This is a genomic window from Mycobacterium sp. smrl_JER01, assembly GCF_048513595.2.
Lineage (GTDB): Bacteria > Actinomycetota > Actinomycetes > Mycobacteriales > Mycobacteriaceae > Mycobacterium.
This window is the reverse complement of record NZ_JBLXXK020000001.1, coordinates 5,766,839-5,779,974: the sequence shown is the minus strand read 5'-3', so window position 1 is coordinate 5,779,974 and position 13,136 is coordinate 5,766,839. Positions and strand designations below refer to the sequence as shown.

The following is a 13,136-nucleotide window of genomic DNA, read 5'->3' as shown; positions in this document are numbered from 1 at the left end:
ATGCCCACGATCCATCCGCTGTTCTGTCACCCGGTGATCCCGCTGGCGTCGATCGCGCACATGGACCATGTCGACGAGATCGGCGCAGGCCTCGTGGACGGGGGCCTACCCGTGGTCGAAGTGGCGCTGCGGGGGCGTCACGGTATCGCGGCGATCCGGAGCTTGGCGCGGCGCGGTGATCTGCTGGTCGGGGCGGGAACCGTGCGAACGGTCGCGCAGGTGCACGAGGTGCTCGATGCGGGCGCACAGTTCGTGGTTTGCCCCGGCCTGGACCCGAGCGTGGTCGCCGCCGCCCGGACGGCCGACGTTCCGGTCATCCCCGGGGTGCTTTCCCCGTCAGAGGTCCAGGCGGCACTGCGTCTGGGTCTCGACCAGGTGAAGTTCTTCCCGGCCGGGACCGTCGACGCCCTGGCCTTCCTCCAGGCCTATTCCGAGGTCTTTCCTGATGTGCAGTTCATGCCCTCCGGTGGGGTGGGGCCGTCCAACCTGGACGACTACCTCTCACGGCCCAACGTTTTCGCGGTCAGCGGCAGCTGGATCACCACAGCCGCATCTGCCGGGCGGGCCGCGGTGGCAGACGCCTGCCGACGGGTCGCGGACGCGGCCGCGTCGGTACGGTCGGAATGAGTGCCGCGCGGCTCGACCTGGTGACGGTCGGCGAGTCGCTGGGGCTGCTCACCGCCGACGGTGTGGGCAGCCTGTCCCGCGTCAAGACGATGCAACTCGGATTCGGTGGCGCCGAGAGCAACGTGGCGATCGGCGTCGCACGTCTGGGTGGCTCGGCGGCGTGGATCGGCCGGGTGGGCGCCGACGCGGTGGGCGAGTTGATCCTGCGCGAACTGCGCGCCGAGAAGGTGGAAACCCATGCGTCGGTGGACCACGGTGCTGCGACAGCACTGATGCTCAAGGAGCGACCTCGCCCCGGGACAAGCCGCATCACCTACTACCGGCGGGACCAGGCGGGGAGCCGGTTAGGTCCCCCGGATGTGCCCGCGCCGGTTCTCGGACGCGCCCGGATCGTCCACCTCACCGGAATCACCGCCGCACTGGGCGAGCGACCGCTGGCCGCGCTGCACGAAGCGATCGACCAGGCCGAGCGCGCGGGAGCCACCGTCTCTTTCGACGTCAACCACCGCAACGGGCTGTGGGCCGATTCCGCCGATGCCGCTCTCGCCTACCGGGGTCTGCTTGCCCGGGCACACCTGGTGTTCGCCGGCGAGGACGAAGCGCAGCTGGTGACCGGCGAGCACAGCCGAGACCGGCAGATCGACGCGTTGCTGGCTGCCGGACCGGATCAGGTCGTGGTCAAATGCGGAGCCCGGGGCGCGGTGGCGGCATCGCAGGCCGGGGCGCGGCTGTCACGCCCCGCTCATCGGGTGACGGTGGTCGACACCGTGGGTGCCGGCGACGCGTTCGTGGCGGGCTGGCTGGCCGAGCTGGCCCGGTGCGGCGACATGAGCTCGTGTCTGGAGGTCGCGTCAGCGTGTGGCGCACTTGCCTGTACCGCCATCGGTGATTGGGAGGCCGCTCCCACGCGGGCTGATCTCGACCGGTTCGCCGGCCCCGAGGAGGATCCGGTCAGCCGCTGAGGTGCTTGATCTATCACCGGGTGCCGGCGCGTCCATCACAGGTGCCGGTCAGCAGCGTGTCACGCCGATGGGATTGGGCACGACGATCGCCCCCCGATCGAACAGCGCTCGGGTCAACGACGTGAGAACGTGACGTGACGGCGTATCGTCGAGCAGATCATGTCCGCCGGCAGCGATCCTGTCGGTGGCTGCCTCGATCTCCTGGCGCAACGCCCTGCCCCGAGCGGTGAGCCGTCCTCGGTCATCGATGATGCCCAGGCCGGTCAGTCGCTCGGTCGCCTCCGCCCACTGACCGTCGGTCCAGCCGCGGTGTGCGGCGAGGACTTGCCGCGGCACCGCACCGGTCCCGATGTGCGTGAGGGCGAGTTCGAGACCGGTGAGGCCCATGGCAGTGGCGACCGCCACATGGCCGTCGCCGCGGTGCTCGCGAAGGACGGTGGCGGCCAGCCACAGTCGGGCCAGGGTACTTGTCGGCCGACTTTCGGCCGCCCAGGCCGCGGCGAGGGCTCTGCCGTCACAGCACAGGCTGTCCGCGGACCGCTCCAACAAGTCCGTGACACGCCGCAGATCATCGAACGAGCCTGCGGTGGCCGCATCTTGGAGCACAACCTGGGCAGCGTGCAGGCGAGCCTGTACCGCAGCGGCCGGTTCGATCCGGTGCCAGATCTTCGGGATGGCGCGAGCCACCATCGCCGGCGAGAATCCGAAGAACAGCGCCGCCACCACCGCGCTGGATGCCGAGGCTCCCAGGGGCGCTGCCCGGCCGGCGAAGTAGCCGTTCCAGCTGCCGGTAAGCCCGGCGCCCACGAGGGTCTCGGCGAATGTCGGATGGTAGTAGCAGATCGCATGCACCGGCTCGTAGAGAGACCAGAATCGGCGGGCGGCGGACGCGGGTGGTGCGGACATGGCTGCCACGTTCGCTGTCGCGCCCATCGCCGTCCAGGTCCAATCAGGTTCGGGTGGACCAGTCCAGTTACCCACGATTGGACGTAGACAGCCTCAACCAGCTCGGGTTCTCATGGTGCCGAGACGAAAAGAGGTGAAGCCATGAGCGAGGACGGCGGAGACGACACCGACAGGGTATTCACAGTCGTCGCAAACGAATCGCCGACTCACCCAGATGCCCGGGAGACCATCCTGCGGGACCCGGGATTTGGCGACCACTTCACCGATCACATGGTGCAGGTGGACTGGACACCCCAGTCTGGTTGGCACCATCCCCGGGTCGTGCCCCTCGGCCCGCTGTCGTTGCATCCGGCAGCTGCTGTACTTCACTACGGGCAGGAGATCTTCGAAGGTCTCAAGGCGTTTCACGGTGGCGACGACCGCTTGCGGGTCTTCCGGATGGCCGATCATGCCGCGCGGTTCGCAGCTTCCGCGGACCGAATGGCCATGCCGGCGTTGCCGTCAGATCTGTTCTCGGAGTCTGTGCGCCGACTGGTGGATGTCGACCGAGCCTGGCTGCCGGACGGGCGCGGCACCAGCCTCTATCTGCGGCCGTTCATGGTGGCGACCGAACCCTTCCTGGGGGTTCGACCGGCCCGCGCCGCCACCTTCGGGGTCATTGCCAGCCCGGCCGCAAGCTATTTCGCCGACGAATCCGCAGTGTCCATCTGGTTGTCCGGCCGCTACTCACGTGCTGCGGCGCGCGGTACCGGTGCGGCGAAATGCGGAGGAAACTATGCCGGAGCGCTGGCTGCTCAGGTGGAAGCGCACCGGCACGACTGTGCACAGGTGCTCTTCACCGATGCGGCTACGCAGACATGGGTGGAGGAGGCCGGCAGCATGAACCTGTTCTTCGCCTTCGCCGATGGCACGGTCGTGACTCCACCTGCCGACGGCACCATCCTGGCCGGCGTCACCCGCGACAGTGTCATCGAACTGGCCAGCAGCCGGGGATACCACGTCGCGCAGCGACGGATCGGTATCGCCGAGTGGGCTTCGGCGGCACGGACCGGGCATCTGCGTGAGGTTTTCGCCACCGGAACGGCGGCGGTGGTGACGCCGATCAACCGACTGCTCGGCGACGGCTTGGTCATCGACACACCGACCCAGGGCTTCGGGATTCTGGCCAGGATGCTTCGTGACGAGCTGACTGGGATCCAGCGCGGGACGCGTCCGGACCGGTTCGGCTGGATGACGGATCTCGGGGAGTCCTCACGGACCTCACAGTCCTCACCGAGCCGCCCACAACGATATGCCGCGACGGTCTGACATGACCGACCCGTCGGAGCTTGCCAGGCCCACCGCGCGCGCCCACATCGGCGCGCATACGCTGGCTCCGCTGCTCGGGCATTGGGACGCAACGGGATCGGCGTACACGGCACTGGCATCACGACTCAGACTGCTGATCATCGACGGCAGAATACCTAGCCACACCCGATTGCCGTCGGAGCGCGAACTGGCGGCGGCAGTCGGACGCAGCCGCAGCACCGTCGTCGCAGCCTACCGGGCACTGCGTGACGAGGGGTATCTGGTGAGCATCCGCGGTTCGGGCAGCATCGCCCGGCTGGCTCCCGCAGACATCCATGGTGTGGATCCACCAGTTGTCGATTTCGCCCGCGCTGCACCCGCTCCCGTGGCCGCGCTCGGCGACGTCATCGCCCGTGCGGCGGCCACCGCCCCCGCTGCGATCACTCACGCCGGAGTGGACATGCTCGGTGAGGAGTCACTCCGGGTGAGGATCGCCGAACGGTTCGTCCGTCGCGGACTGCCGACCCGCCCCGACCAGATCATGGTGACATTGGGCGCGCAACACGCCATCGCGCTGATCGCCAGGACGCTGTTGGCGCCGGGCTCCCGGGTACTGGTGGAATCACCGAGTTATCCGCATGCGCTACAAGCGTTTCGTGACGCCGGCGCAAGGATTCTCGGCACCCCGGTGACGTCCCAGGGGTGGGATCTCGACCACGCTGCCGGCGTGCTGGACCGGCTACGGCCGGTGCTGGCCTATCTGATGCCCGACTTCCACAACCCCTCGGGAGGCTCGATACCCGACACCCAGCGGGCTCAGCTTGCCCACGGGGCGCGACGAACCGGAACGTTGCTGTTAGTCGATGAGACAACTGCCGAACTCGATATCGACGGAATCGGGTCGGCGGGCGAAATCGCGACTCAGGCCGGTGATTCGGTCATCATCGTCGGCTCTTTGAGCAAGACCGTATGGGGTGGATTTCGCATCGGTTGGATCAGAGCCGATCCCGGGATGCTGACCCGGCTGGCGGCGCGCCGACCCGCCGGAGATCTGGGCACCCCGGTCATCGAACAGCTCATGGCGGCGAGCGTGTTGGACGACCTCGACCAGCTCCTCGCCGAACGACTCGCCCAGCTTCGCGGCCAGCGTGATCTGGTGATCCGGCTGCTACGCAGCCAGCTACCGGACTGGCATGTCCCGAGCGTCGCCGGCGGCCTGTGTCTTTGGGTCGGGCTCGGGACGCCCCTGAGTTCACGACTGGCGGCCGCGTGCCAACGTCAGGGCCTGCGAATCTCTGCAGGGCCGACCTTTGGTACCGACGGTGCCCATGAACGGTTCATCCGGGTGCCGTTCACCGCCGGACCTGAGCACCTCACCGCCGGGGTCTCGATCCTGCGGGACACCTGGGACCGGGTCTGCGACGGCCGACGGCGTGGCGGCCGGCTCGCGCCGCTACCACACACCCTCTGATCCGAAAGGGCCTGCACCCCAATGCCAGCGGATGAGACACTCAGTTCGGCAGTGGCCGCGCACGTCAAGGACAGCTTCTCTCGGCAGGGCCTGATGAAACACCTCGGGGCGCAGATCACCGTGCTCAAGAACGGATTCTGTCGTATTTGCGTGCTCTATCGAAGTGAGCTCACGCAACAGCACGGCTACTTCCACGCCGGTGTCACCAGCGCTCTGGTCGACACGGCCGGCGGCTACGCGGCGCTGAGCACATTCGATGCGGTCGACTCGGTCCTGACGGTCGACTTCACCGTGAACCTGCTGGCGCCCGCTCGCGGAACACGACTCCTGGCAGAGGCGCATGTCGTCCGGAGCGGCAGGACGCTGACGGTATGCCGGCTGGAGGCCTACACCGAGAGCGCCCACGGACAGGGCACCCATATCGCCACCGGAAGCCAGACATTGATCCGGTTGGCTGAAACATCGGACAGCTCAGGGTGATCGCGTCCGCCCGGCCTCGGCGACCCGGCGTGCATCACCGCCACGCACCGTAGAGCAGCAGAGCGCCGAATCCGCACAGCCCCAGACCGCTGACCAGGTCCAGTCGCGGTCGCCAACGTCCCACAGAAAATCGCCTACCACCCGCGGTGACAGCCAGCACGCCGAAAATCAGCATTCCGATCGTCGCGTGGATGCCGGCCAGCGCCGCCCCGAACAGCGCCGGCGAGTATCCAGGGGGAAGGAACGGTGGCAGGAAACCGAGATAGAACACCCCGATTTTCGGGTTGAGCGCATTGGTCAGCAGACCGGTTCGGAACGATCCGGCGAGTGACGGTGACTCACCCAGGCGGGTTGCGTCGATGACCTCGTCCGGTAGGTGCCGTGATCGCCGTACGAATCCGATGCCCAGCCAGAACAGGTAATAGGCGCCGAGAAGCTGTATCGCCCGGAACATCCCGGGGACCGCGGTCAGCACTGCGGCCAGCCCGGTGGCCGCTGCAACACCCCAGATGAGCACCCCGCTGCACACCCCGGCGGCGGTCGACATCCCGGCACGCACTCCGGCCACCACCAACGCGCGAGTGACCACCAGCATGTCCGGGCCCGGGGTGAGCGTCACCAGCAGTGCGGCCCCGGTGAAAGCGGTCACCGCGTCGACGGGATTCATCCGAGGTGCCGCCTATCGATGCGAAAGGATCTGGTGCATAGTTGATCTCGAGTCTGGGGTGGTGCAGCGCACCAACTGTGGTTCACGATGTGCCCGGTGGGCAAGGGCCACTCGGGTAGTAGTGGTCTGCTCGAATGATCGCCGCGGTGTCGATCCGGGCGGCTAGTCTTCCGCTATGGACGACTCCGATCTCGGCGCCGAATCTGATCTCGACACAGTGGTTGCCGCCGCCGGTGCTGCCATCGAGGAGGCGGTCGCGGTGTTCATGCTGCACCCGGAGACCTTTGGTGGAAGTGTCGCCGCCGGTTACCAGAATCCGCTGGCCGGTTACATCGCCGGCCGCGGCGGGGTGCTGGGTGAGGCCACCGGGACCACGGTGGCCGCGGTGTTCGCCGTCTTCGAACCCACGGGGGTGGCCGCACTGTGGGACGAGGGACTCAGGGTCCGCGGCGCCGCCGGCGCTTCCCAGTCCTACTGGGCGCAGACAGCCGACTTCGGGCGCAAGTACCTTTCCGGCGCCGGTGAATTGGACCGGCTGGCTGCGCTGGGGGAGAAGCTCATCGCGGCGACGCCGTTCGCGGCGCTACCGCTGTACGCCGGTTGGCGCCTCATGCCGTTGTCGGAGGATGCTCCGGCTCGGGCGTTGCAGGTGATGTTCGTGCTGCGGGAGCTGCGGGCCGGGGTGCACTTCAACGCGCTGTCGCTGTCCGGGATCACGCCGATCGAAGCCCACATGCTCAACAAGGGCCCGCAGTACGCCGCGATGTTCGGCTGGCCCGAACCGTTCGCCGACGGAGCGGACAAGAAGGCCCGCTACGCCGAGATCGAAGTGGCGACCAACCGGAGGATGGCCGAACTCGTCGCCGTGGCGTGGGACGTCACAGAGACCGCCGAGTTCGCCCGGCTCAGTACCGCGGCGCTGGCGACCTTGAAGGCCGGCGTGCCGTCCTGAGTCACCCCCGTCGGGTGGCCACCGTGGCCTGTACGGCGGCCTGAACTCCGCGGCCCGCGGCGATGATCGGTTCGACCGATCGCAGTGTGCGGCACAGCACGAACGCGCCCTCCAGCGCGGTCAGGGTGATGAGCGCCAACCGGCGGCTGTCGTCTTCGGTGATGTCGAGGCGGGCGAACCACGCCGCCAGACTCGTCAGCCAGCCCTGGAAGACCTCGGCAGCCTCGGTTCGCAGACGCTCGTTGGTGCTGGCGACCTCGAGCGCGATTGTCTCGATGGAACACGCTTCGCGATAATCCTGAGCTTCCAGGTCTGCGCCGGCCTTCTCGAACAGGTCCGCGATACCGTCGAGCGGGTCGGTGTGCGCCAGTTGCGCACCCACCAGCTCCCCGTACCGGATGCCTTCGCGCCGAATGACTTCGACGCTGATCGCTTCCTTTCCACCGGGGAAGTGGTGGTAGATCGAGCCGAAGGGTGCTTGCGCGGCGGTCGAGATCTGCTTGAGGCCGGTGGCGGGCATGCCCTGACGGCGGTACAACTCGGCCGTCGCGTCGAGGATTCGGCCTCGAGTGGTCGGATCTGCCATGGGACTCCCTCTTGCGCATCGTGCGTCGACAGCATAGCGTTCCCCTAACTAGAACGATCTATCTAGGAGGTCGCGGTGTTCTCCGTCGACGTGCCGGCCGGGCCGATCGCCTATGACGACACCGGTGGGGACGGACCCGTCCTGGTGTTCGGACACGGTCTTCTTCTGGACGGCCGGCAATGGCGCACGGTGATACCGCTGCTGCCCGGATACCGCTGCGTCACGCCGACCCTGCCGTTGGGAGCGCACACCCAGCCGATGCATGCCGACGCCGACCTCACCCAGACCGGAGTGGCGGGCATCCTCGCCGACTTCCTCGACGTCCTTGACCTGCACGACGTCACCCTGGTGCTCAACGACTGGGGCGGTGGACAGTTCGTGATCTCCGCTGGTCGCGATCAGCGTGTGGCGAAACTGGTGCTCGTTTCGTGCGAGGCATTCGACAATTTCCCGCCGAAGCCGGCGCGGCCCGCGGTGCTGTTGTGCCGCGTGCCCGGCGGCGGCTGGCTGCTGAGCAAGCTGCTCGGGACCCGAACTTTCCGCCACAGCCGGCGCGCGTACGGTCTGCTGGCCAAACACGGGATTCCCGACGCGCTGTTCGACGAATGGTTCCGCCCCGCGGCCACCGACGCAGCGATCCGTCGTGATCTGGTGAAGTTCGCGACCGGTTCGCCCAACCGCCGACGGCTGCTCGAACTGTCGGACACGCTGGCACGATTCGATCGTCCCGTCCTCGTGGTGTGGGCACGTGACGATCGGATGATGCCGTTGGACCATGCCGACCGGCTGGTTGCGCTGTATCCCGATGCCAGGAAGGTGATCGTCGACGACTCCTGGACCCTGGTCTGCGAGGACCAACCGGAGATCATGGCCCAGGTGCTGCGCGACTTCGTCAGTTGAGTCGCGGTCGGCCTCACCGGTGCGCAGCCGGGCATCCGGGTGAGGTTAGCCCAGCGCCCACAGCCCCAGGCTGAGAGCGAACGCGCTGAGACCCAGGGTCGTCTCCATCACCGTCCAGGTCTTCAAGGTGGTCTTGACGTCCATGCCGAAGAATCGGCTGACCAGCCAGAATCCGGAGTCGTTGACGTGGGAGAGCACCGTGGCGCCGGCCGCGATGGCCATCACCAGTGCGGTGAGCTGAAGGCTGCTCAGGTCGGCGGCAACGACTGCAGCGCTGAGCAGGCCTGCGGTCGTCGTCAACGCCACGGTGGCCGAGCCCTGCGCGACGCGCAGCAGGGTGGAGATGACGAACGCCTGCAGGATCAACGAGATACCGAGATTCGACAGCGACCCGCTCAGCGCGTCACCGATGCCGCTGAGGCGCAGCACTCCACCGAACATGCCGCCGGCACCGGTGATGAGGATGATCGCGCAGATCGGGCCCAGGGCCTTGTCGAGGATGTCGCTGACGGTGGACATCGACCGTCCGCGCAGACCCAGCACCAGCGTCGCCACGATGACCGTGATCAGTAGGGCGACCGAGGTGGTGCCGATGAGCTTGAGGTATTCCGCCCACGTTGCCCCCTCTTCGACGACGCCCGCGGTCATCAACGTGTCGATCACGGTGTTGAACGAGATCAGCACGAAGGGCAGCAGCAGCACCCCGAGCACGGTGGTGAAGGCCGGGGCGGTGCGGGTGGCTGTGCGCGCGGTGCCCGCACCTGCGGCCCCTTCGCCGGCCCCTTTACCGTCGCCGTCACCGGCGTTGTTGTCGTCCCGGCCGCCGTTGATCTCGCCGAACAGCGAGGTGGGGATGTCGACGTGCACTCGCCTGCCGATGGCCTGAGACACCAGGAACGCCCCGACGTACCAGGACGCGACCGCCACCGGGGCACCGACGAGCAGTGTCAAACCGATGTTGGCGCCGAGCAGTTCGGCCGCCGCGACCGGCCCCGGGTGCGGCGGAACCAGGGCGTGCATCGCGGCGAACGCCCCGGCGGCGGGGAACGCATACAGCAGGATCGAGCCGCCGAACCGGCGCGCCACCGTCATGATGATGGGCAGGAAGACGACCAGCCCGGCGTCGAAGAAGATCGGGAAGCCGAACAACAGCGCCGCCACACCGAGCGCCAGCGGCGCCCGCTTCTCGCCGAACCGCCCGATCAACGTATCTGCGAGAACTTGTGCGCCACCGGTGATCTCGAGAAGCCGGCCGATCATGACGCCGAAGCCGACGAGAAGTGCCACCGAGCCCAATGTGTTGGAGAACCCGAACGACAGGGCGCTGGGTACATCGGCGACCGGAATTCCGGCAGCCAGCGCCGTCAGCAGGCTCACCAGCACCAGTGCGATGAAGGCGTGCAGTTTGACCTTGATGATCAGGAACAGCAGCAGTGCCACCGCCCCGGCGGCGATCAGCAGCAGGGTCGCGGTCCCGTATGCCGGATCAATGGCTTCCATGACGTCCCCTTACCCCGGTGCCTTGCCTCATCGGTCCTCCTCGGCTGTCAAATCTGTTGCCCTGATGTAGCTTTCGATGATGCCGTCGATGCTCTGGTCGACGTCGATGGCAACGCCTCCTTCATCGGGCTCGAGCGGCTCCAGCGTCTGAAATTGGGATTTCAGCAGTTCGGCCGGCATGAAGTGGCCGGGTCTGCTGGCCTGTCGTCTGCCGATGGTCTCGACGGATCCTTCGAGATGGAGGAATTCGATATCCGGGCAGTGTCGGCGCAGATGGTCTCGGTACTCGCGTTTGAGCGCCGAGCAACTCATGACCCCGCCGTCGGGGTGATCGGCCAGCCACTCCCCGATGGACTCCAGCCAGGGATACCGGTCGTCGTCGTCGAGGGGTCGGCCGGCGGACATCTTCTCGATGTTGGCGGGCGGGTGGAAGTCGTCGGCGTCGGCGAAGGGCACCCGCAACCGTTGCGCCAGTGCGGCACCCACGGTCGATTTCCCGGACCCGGAGACCCCCATGACGACGATCGGTAATGGCATACATCCGCCCCATCTATGTGTGTGACGTCACATAGCTTCCCGCAATCATCAGATCATTGCAAGAGTTTGGGCGAAATCAATGTTTCTTATCCGGCATGCATGCGATCTGGCATGATCATCCAGTGCTCGATCGGCTGAATGCTGGCGCTCTCCACGGCAGTCTGGTGACTGCCCTGGGGACCGGTATCGTGTCCGGGAAGTACCCACCCGGGGCGATCCTCACACTGGACGGTGTGGGCGCAGAGCACGGCGTGTCCCGCAGCGTCGCCCGCGAGGCCGTCCGCGTACTGGAATCCATGGGCATGGTCGAGTCCCGACGCCGGGTCGGCATCACCGTCCAGGCCCCGGATCGGTGGAACGTCTTCGATCCTGTGGTGATCCGGTGGCGGCTGGACGTCGGGGACCGCACGGCCCAGCTGGTGTCACTCTCGGAGTTGCGGCTCGGGTTCGAACCGGCCGCGGCGGCGTTGGCGGCGCGACGGGCCAGTCCGCACCAGTGCCGGGTCATGGCGACCGCGGTGTCGGACATGGTGGTCCACGGGAGGACCGGGGACCTGGATGCGTATCTGGTGGCCGACAAACTGTTCCATCAGACCTTGCTCGACGCCAGCGGAAACGAGATGCTGCGAGCACTCAACGGAGTGGTCGCCGAAGTGCTCACCGGGCGGACCCACCACGGCATGATGCCGGAGAAGCCCAACATCGCCGCCATCGCCCTGCACGACGAAGTCGCGCGCGCCATCCGCATGGGCGAGGAGCAGCAGGCGGAGCGGGCGATGCGCGCGATCATCGACGAGTCGGCCTCGGCCATCGTCGAGGAGTTCCCCTCTCCGCAGGACGGGGCCGGCGGCGGGTCGGCGCTAACGCAGCCCCCGCCCGAACCGATAACCCCGGCATGAGTCGCCTCGGTGCTCCCGCCGTGCTCGCGGCCGCGTTGACCGTGCCGTGGTGGTCGACGGCGACCGCACACGCCGTGACCTTCGCGCAGTTGCCGCCGGTCCCGGTGGTGGCGTCCCCGATGTGCGCGGGCACCGTCAGCGCCGAGGCGCAGGTCTCGCCGGTCCAGACCTATGACGGTGTGCGCAACGGCGTGCGGGTCGCGATCAACTACGACGCCGGCAACTACGACGGGTCCTGCTCGCTCACCGTGACCGCGCAGTGGACCAATATCGACAGCGGAGCCTCGGGTAGCGGCGACATCACCGCGGTCTCGACGATCGACGGGCACTACGGCTTCATCGGCTACGCCAGCACCATGTTCCAGACGGGCAGCGGCACCGTCGTGGTCACGCTCGATTCACACCCGGGCGCCCAGCTGCGGGTCACCGCGTAAGCCGGGTCGTCAGCGAATCACGCTGGTAAGACCAGAATTTCGCCTGAACCGCAGTGGTGTCGACGGACACCCGGTTCTCGGCGGGCGGACGGCCTCGGCGAGTGCGAGGGTGCGGATCGACCCTGCGGAACCGGCGGAAAGACTAGGGTGGCAACCATGGCGGAGTTGGTGGAGTTGCTCTCCGAGGACCGCGTTGCGCTCGACGTGCCCGCCGACACCTGGCAGTCGGCGATCACAGCGGCCGGTCGGCTGTTGGAGCAGGCGGAGGTCGCCGAGGCCGACTACACCGATTCGATGATCGCCAATGTCGAATCCAACGGCCCCTACATCGTGGTGGCGCCCGGTTTCGCGTTCGCGCACGCCCGGTCATCACCGGCGGTGCACCGCACCGGGATGGCCTGGGTGCGGTTGTCCGCCCCGGTGGCGTTCGGTCACAAGACCAACGACCCGGTGACGCTGGTGGTGGCGCTGGCGGCCACCGACGCCGGCGCACACACCTCGGCGATGGCGCAGCTGGCCGCGGTGCTCGGAGATCCGGAGCGTCGCGAGGCGCTGGACACCGCCGCCACGGCCTCGGAGGTCATGGACCTGCTCGGAACTGACCGCACGACGACGGACACCACCTCGTCGGCCGCCAAAAGCAACAACGTGATCCTGACGGTGTGTGGAAACGGACTGGGCACCAGCCTCTTTCTGAAGAACACCCTGGAAAAGGTGTTGCAGAACTGGGGATGGGCGCCGTACATCACCGTCGAGGCGACGGACACGATCTCGGCGAAGGGGAAGGCCAAGAGCGCCGACCTCATCCTGACCTCCGGCGAGATCGCCCGGACCCTCGGTGATGTCGGGGTGCCGATCAAGGTGATCGAAAACTTCACCTCCACCGCCGAAGTGGACAACGCGCTGCGCGATTCCTACGACGTCTAGG

At 67.4% G+C, this 13,136-nt stretch carries 15 protein-coding genes; 10 read left to right on the top strand and 5 right to left on the bottom strand.

The features are described from left to right. Together ACNUDN_RS27295 and ACNUDN_RS27290 are read left to right on the top strand one after the other, a co-directional pair. The gene (locus ACNUDN_RS27295) at positions 1-627 is read left to right on the top strand and encodes a bifunctional 4-hydroxy-2-oxoglutarate aldolase/2-dehydro-3-deoxy-phosphogluconate aldolase (RefSeq protein WP_419124803.1); all 627 of its coding nucleotides are present in this window, start codon (positions 1-3) and stop codon (positions 625-627) included. Beyond that, entirely contained in the window at positions 624-1,589 is a 966-nt protein-coding gene (locus ACNUDN_RS27290) for a sugar kinase (protein ID WP_419124802.1), read from the top strand. The genes ACNUDN_RS27295 and ACNUDN_RS27290 overlap by 4 nt, the downstream gene beginning before the upstream one ends. Positions 1,590-1,637: 48 nt before the next feature. Here ACNUDN_RS27290 and ACNUDN_RS27285 read toward each other — a convergent pair whose 3' ends face one another. Then, the gene (locus tag ACNUDN_RS27285) at positions 1,638-2,495 is read right to left on the bottom strand and encodes an SCO6745 family protein (protein ID WP_419124801.1); all 858 of its coding nucleotides are present in this window, start codon (positions 2,493-2,495) and stop codon (positions 1,638-1,640) included. Between the two features lie 141 nt (positions 2,496-2,636). On the opposite strand from ACNUDN_RS27285, the gene ACNUDN_RS27280 reads away from it, so the two are divergent. The 3 genes from ACNUDN_RS27280 to ACNUDN_RS27270 are packed head-to-tail and all read left to right on the top strand — an operon-like array spanning position 2,637 to position 5,733. Beyond that, the gene (locus tag ACNUDN_RS27280; protein WP_419124800.1) at positions 2,637-3,803 is read left to right on the top strand and encodes a branched-chain amino acid aminotransferase; all 1,167 of its coding nucleotides are present in this window, start codon (positions 2,637-2,639) and stop codon (positions 3,801-3,803) included. Between the two features lies 1 nt (position 3,804). Beyond that, positions 3,805-5,253, top strand: a complete 1,449-nt coding sequence (gene yczR, locus ACNUDN_RS27275) for a MocR-like transcription factor YczR (RefSeq protein WP_419124799.1) — start codon at positions 3,805-3,807, stop codon at positions 5,251-5,253. Between the two features lie 21 nt (positions 5,254-5,274). Continuing rightward, complete coding sequence (locus ACNUDN_RS27270; RefSeq protein WP_419124798.1) at positions 5,275-5,733, top strand: PaaI family thioesterase; 459 nt, start codon at positions 5,275-5,277, stop codon at positions 5,731-5,733. Between the two features lie 34 nt (positions 5,734-5,767). Here the strand turns inward: ACNUDN_RS27270 and ACNUDN_RS27265 are convergent, their stop codons facing one another. Next, complete coding sequence (locus ACNUDN_RS27265; RefSeq protein ID WP_419124797.1) at positions 5,768-6,400, bottom strand: LysE family translocator; 633 nt, start codon at positions 6,398-6,400, stop codon at positions 5,768-5,770. Between the two features lie 175 nt (positions 6,401-6,575). Here ACNUDN_RS27265 and ACNUDN_RS27260 point away from each other — a divergent pair, with 175 nt between their 5' ends. Beyond that, the gene (locus tag ACNUDN_RS27260) at positions 6,576-7,352 is read left to right on the top strand and encodes an SCO6745 family protein (RefSeq protein WP_419124796.1); all 777 of its coding nucleotides are present in this window, start codon (positions 6,576-6,578) and stop codon (positions 7,350-7,352) included. Between the two features lies 1 nt (position 7,353). Here the strand turns inward: ACNUDN_RS27260 and ACNUDN_RS27255 are convergent, their stop codons facing one another. Further along, on the bottom strand, positions 7,354-7,938 hold the full coding sequence (locus tag ACNUDN_RS27255) for a TetR/AcrR family transcriptional regulator (RefSeq protein WP_419124795.1): 585 nt from the start codon (positions 7,936-7,938) through the stop codon (positions 7,354-7,356). A gap of 75 nt (positions 7,939-8,013) precedes the next feature. Here ACNUDN_RS27255 and ACNUDN_RS27250 point away from each other — a divergent pair, with 75 nt between their 5' ends. After that, positions 8,014-8,838 (top strand): alpha/beta fold hydrolase, encoded by an 825-nt coding sequence (locus ACNUDN_RS27250; RefSeq protein WP_419124794.1) that lies wholly within the window; start codon positions 8,014-8,016, stop codon positions 8,836-8,838. 45 nt (positions 8,839-8,883) lie between these two features. Here ACNUDN_RS27250 and ACNUDN_RS27245 read toward each other — a convergent pair whose 3' ends face one another. Beyond that, positions 8,884-10,338 (bottom strand): GntP family permease, encoded by a 1,455-nt coding sequence (locus tag ACNUDN_RS27245; protein ID WP_419124793.1) that lies wholly within the window; start codon positions 10,336-10,338, stop codon positions 8,884-8,886. Between the two features lie 27 nt (positions 10,339-10,365). Further along, complete coding sequence (locus tag ACNUDN_RS27240) at positions 10,366-10,875, bottom strand: gluconokinase (RefSeq protein WP_419124792.1); 510 nt, start codon at positions 10,873-10,875, stop codon at positions 10,366-10,368. Positions 10,876-10,997: 122 nt separating this feature from the next. Here ACNUDN_RS27240 and ACNUDN_RS27235 point away from each other — a divergent pair, with 122 nt between their 5' ends. The 3 genes from ACNUDN_RS27235 to ACNUDN_RS27225 all read left to right on the top strand — a co-directional run bounded on the left by ACNUDN_RS27235 (position 10,998) and on the right by ACNUDN_RS27225 (position 13,135). Next, complete coding sequence (locus ACNUDN_RS27235) at positions 10,998-11,774, top strand: FadR/GntR family transcriptional regulator (RefSeq protein WP_419124791.1); 777 nt, start codon at positions 10,998-11,000, stop codon at positions 11,772-11,774. Then, positions 11,771-12,208, top strand: a complete 438-nt coding sequence (locus ACNUDN_RS27230) for a hypothetical protein (RefSeq protein WP_419124790.1) — start codon at positions 11,771-11,773, stop codon at positions 12,206-12,208. Before ACNUDN_RS27235 ends, ACNUDN_RS27230 begins: the two co-directional genes overlap by 4 nt. A 156-nt stretch (positions 12,209-12,364) precedes the next feature. Further along, positions 12,365-13,135 (top strand): PTS sugar transporter subunit IIAB, encoded by a 771-nt coding sequence (locus ACNUDN_RS27225; protein WP_419124789.1) that lies wholly within the window; start codon positions 12,365-12,367, stop codon positions 13,133-13,135. Position 13,136: the final 1 nt, after the last annotated feature.

Coding starts and splice junctions, on each gene's coding strand:
- ACNUDN_RS27270 (WP_419124798.1), top strand. CDS start 5,275: ATGCCAGCGGATGAGACACTCAGTTCGGCAGTGGCCGCGCACGTCAAG.
- ACNUDN_RS27230 (WP_419124790.1), top strand. CDS start 11,771: ATGAGTCGCCTCGGTGCTCCCGCCGTGCTCGCGGCCGCGTTGACCGTG.
- ACNUDN_RS27265 (WP_419124797.1), bottom strand. CDS start 6,400: ATGAATCCCGTCGACGCGGTGACCGCTTTCACCGGGGCCGCACTGCTG.
- ACNUDN_RS27295 (WP_419124803.1), top strand. CDS start 1: ATGCCCACGATCCATCCGCTGTTCTGTCACCCGGTGATCCCGCTGGCG.
- ACNUDN_RS27285 (WP_419124801.1), bottom strand. CDS start 2,495: ATGTCCGCACCACCCGCGTCCGCCGCCCGCCGATTCTGGTCTCTCTAC.
- ACNUDN_RS27290 (WP_419124802.1), top strand. CDS start 624: ATGAGTGCCGCGCGGCTCGACCTGGTGACGGTCGGCGAGTCGCTGGGG.
- ACNUDN_RS27280 (WP_419124800.1), top strand. CDS start 2,637: ATGAGCGAGGACGGCGGAGACGACACCGACAGGGTATTCACAGTCGTC.
- yczR (WP_419124799.1), top strand. CDS start 3,805: ATGACCGACCCGTCGGAGCTTGCCAGGCCCACCGCGCGCGCCCACATC.
- ACNUDN_RS27225 (WP_419124789.1), top strand. CDS start 12,365: ATGGCGGAGTTGGTGGAGTTGCTCTCCGAGGACCGCGTTGCGCTCGAC.
- ACNUDN_RS27255 (WP_419124795.1), bottom strand. CDS start 7,938: ATGGCAGATCCGACCACTCGAGGCCGAATCCTCGACGCGACGGCCGAG.
- ACNUDN_RS27240 (WP_419124792.1), bottom strand. CDS start 10,875: ATGCCATTACCGATCGTCGTCATGGGGGTCTCCGGGTCCGGGAAATCG.
- ACNUDN_RS27260 (WP_419124796.1), top strand. CDS start 6,576: ATGGACGACTCCGATCTCGGCGCCGAATCTGATCTCGACACAGTGGTT.
- ACNUDN_RS27245 (WP_419124793.1), bottom strand. CDS start 10,338: ATGGAAGCCATTGATCCGGCATACGGGACCGCGACCCTGCTGCTGATC.